The following is a 2,046-nucleotide window of genomic DNA, read 5'->3' on the forward strand; positions in this document are numbered from 1 at the left end:
TAATCTCCACTGAATAGTTATACCCACAATCATGGCATTTGTAGCGTTGACGTCCATCGATTTTACCGTTCTTTTTATGATTGGAGCTCTTGCACCTGGGACAGTTCATGCATAAATATAGGTCCTAATAACATAAAAACTCTACTTAAATACCAATACCTAAATTTTTTTTTGTCATAACCCAAATCTTCAAGTACCTCTCGGGTTGTTTTTGGTGACTGAACCAAGCATTTTAAAATTATAATACCGAGTTGTTCGGATGACATGTTATAATAGATATTAGTATTAGCATATAGATATATCGAACTGATGAAAATATTTAATTATCGTAAGGCTAAGGAATTGTTACGATATATCGCACTAACAAACAGATTGTGCGATAAATTTTTTTAAATAGTTAAACGCATATCAGTATCTGAGGTTTAAAATATGTTAAACTTTGGAGAAAGGAAAATTAACAAAATTGGCGGTTCCTACATGGTAGCAATTCCCATAAGTTGGATACGATCAGTTGGTAACAACTTGAAAACAGTAAAAATTGAGGTAAACAAAAACAAAGAAATTGTAATTGCAGCCGGTATTATCCGACAAGATTCGACCGACCGCAATACCACACAATCTACGGAGATTATGCAACATGGATAATAACTCTATTTTTGATAAAGATTTTGCAGATGACTTCATGAACAAATACGGAGATGTTGTCGAACACTGGAAGAATCACAGAGATCCAATCAAAAGAGGATTTGCTGTTATGCTTAAAAGTGCTACAAATAAAGAGGTGTGGACAGTATGAAAAATATTATGCCATGCCTTGGTAATGAGAAATCGTTCTTTTCTAAACGTGGAAAGCTACAGATAAAGAAACTTGCAGAACAGATAATGGACTTGGACAGGTTCATCACATTTAAGGATACAAAGAAAATCTTCTACTACCGTAACGGTGTCTATGTTCCGGATGGTGAAGATGTCATCGCCAAGAACGTCCAGAACGTTTTAGGAGATGCATCTGCAAAACATCGTATTTCAGAGGTTGTCAACTACATAAAGGTGGAAACATTGATTCCACGATCACAGATTAATCATGATACCAAGCGTATTAATCTTCTTAACGGGGTCTATAACCTTGAAACTGATAAACTCGAGGAACACAATCCTAGCAATATCTCCATCGTCCAGATTCCCGTGACGTATGACCCTGAAGCTGTGTGTCCTAAGATCGAGCAATTCATGGAAGATGTACTGCGTCCGGAAGATGTAGCGGTTATGTACGAGTTTATTGGATACTGCCTGATACCTGACACGAGGATTGAGAAGTCTGTGATGTTACTCGGGAAAGGTGCAAACGGTAAGTCTGTATTGCTCTCCATGTTCGGTGAGTTCCTGGGAGATCAAAACACGAGTTGTGAATCACTTCACATGCTTGAAAAGGATCCTTATTCTCTTGCAGAGCTATATGGTAAGCATGCGAACATCTTCCCAGACCTTGCATCATCTGCTCTATACGAGCACAGTTCTTTCAAGATGTTAACGGGTAACGATGGGTGGATTAGAGCACAGCGGAAGTTCGAGCATCCGTTCAAATTCAAGAACACGGCCAGAATGATCTTCAGTGCAAATGATCTACCACCTGTGCCGGGGAATGATTTTGCGTATTTCAGGAGATGGATTTTTCTAGCATTCCCAAACCAGTTTGTTGGAGACAACTGTGATGGTGATATCCTCGCCAAAATAACTACAGAGGATGAGCTTTCGGGTCTTCTAAATCTTGTGATACCTGCATTAAAGAGGCTGCTTGAGATCGGTGAATACAGCTATGATCTATCTCTGGAGCAGGTCATGCAGATGTACAGAATCAATTCTGACCATATTGCTGCATTTGCTGATGAGTGTGTGGTATTTTCTGAGTCTGCTACAACTATAGTTAAAACCCCAAATTATTAGACTAATTCGTTATATAGACTGTTCCATGGTTAGACCTGAGGGGATCTTTATTGAACGGCATATGACCGTTGAAGAGTTAGACAAGCAGATAAAATTAGAGAA

At 38.7% G+C, this 2,046-nt stretch carries 3 protein-coding genes; 2 read left to right on the plus strand and 1 reads right to left on the minus strand.

Annotation, left to right across the window (positions count from 1 at the left end; translation table 11 throughout):
• Positions 1–109: transposase-like zinc-binding domain-containing protein (locus KDK67_RS13945; RefSeq protein ID WP_420846926.1), on the minus strand; the 109-nt coding region annotated here is incomplete at its 3' end.
• A 528-nt stretch (positions 110–637) separates the two neighbouring features.
• Between KDK67_RS13945 and KDK67_RS13950 the strand changes: the two genes are divergently transcribed.
• Together KDK67_RS13950 and KDK67_RS13955 are read left to right on the plus strand one after the other, a co-directional pair.
• Positions 638–796, plus strand: a complete 159-nt coding sequence (locus KDK67_RS13950) for a hypothetical protein (protein ID WP_250869453.1) — start codon at positions 638–640, stop codon at positions 794–796.
• Positions 793–1,944 carry a DNA primase family protein gene (locus KDK67_RS13955; protein WP_250869454.1) on the plus strand — a complete coding sequence of 384 codons (1,152 nt, stop codon included), beginning with the start codon at positions 793–795 and terminating at the stop codon, positions 1,942–1,944. The genes KDK67_RS13950 and KDK67_RS13955 overlap by 4 nt, the downstream gene beginning before the upstream one ends.
• Positions 1,945–2,046: the final 102 nt, after the last annotated feature.

Source organism: Methanococcoides seepicolus (assembly GCF_023684405.1).
Classification (GTDB): domain Archaea; phylum Halobacteriota; class Methanosarcinia; order Methanosarcinales; family Methanosarcinaceae; genus Methanococcoides; species Methanococcoides seepicolus.

What these genes read in the sequence shown, in the direction of transcription:
- KDK67_RS13950 (WP_250869453.1), top strand. Translation starts at nt 638, where the DNA reads ATGGATAATAACTCTATTTTTGATAAAGATTTTGCAGATGACTTCATG.
- KDK67_RS13955 (WP_250869454.1), top strand. Translation starts at nt 793, where the DNA reads ATGAAAAATATTATGCCATGCCTTGGTAATGAGAAATCGTTCTTTTCT.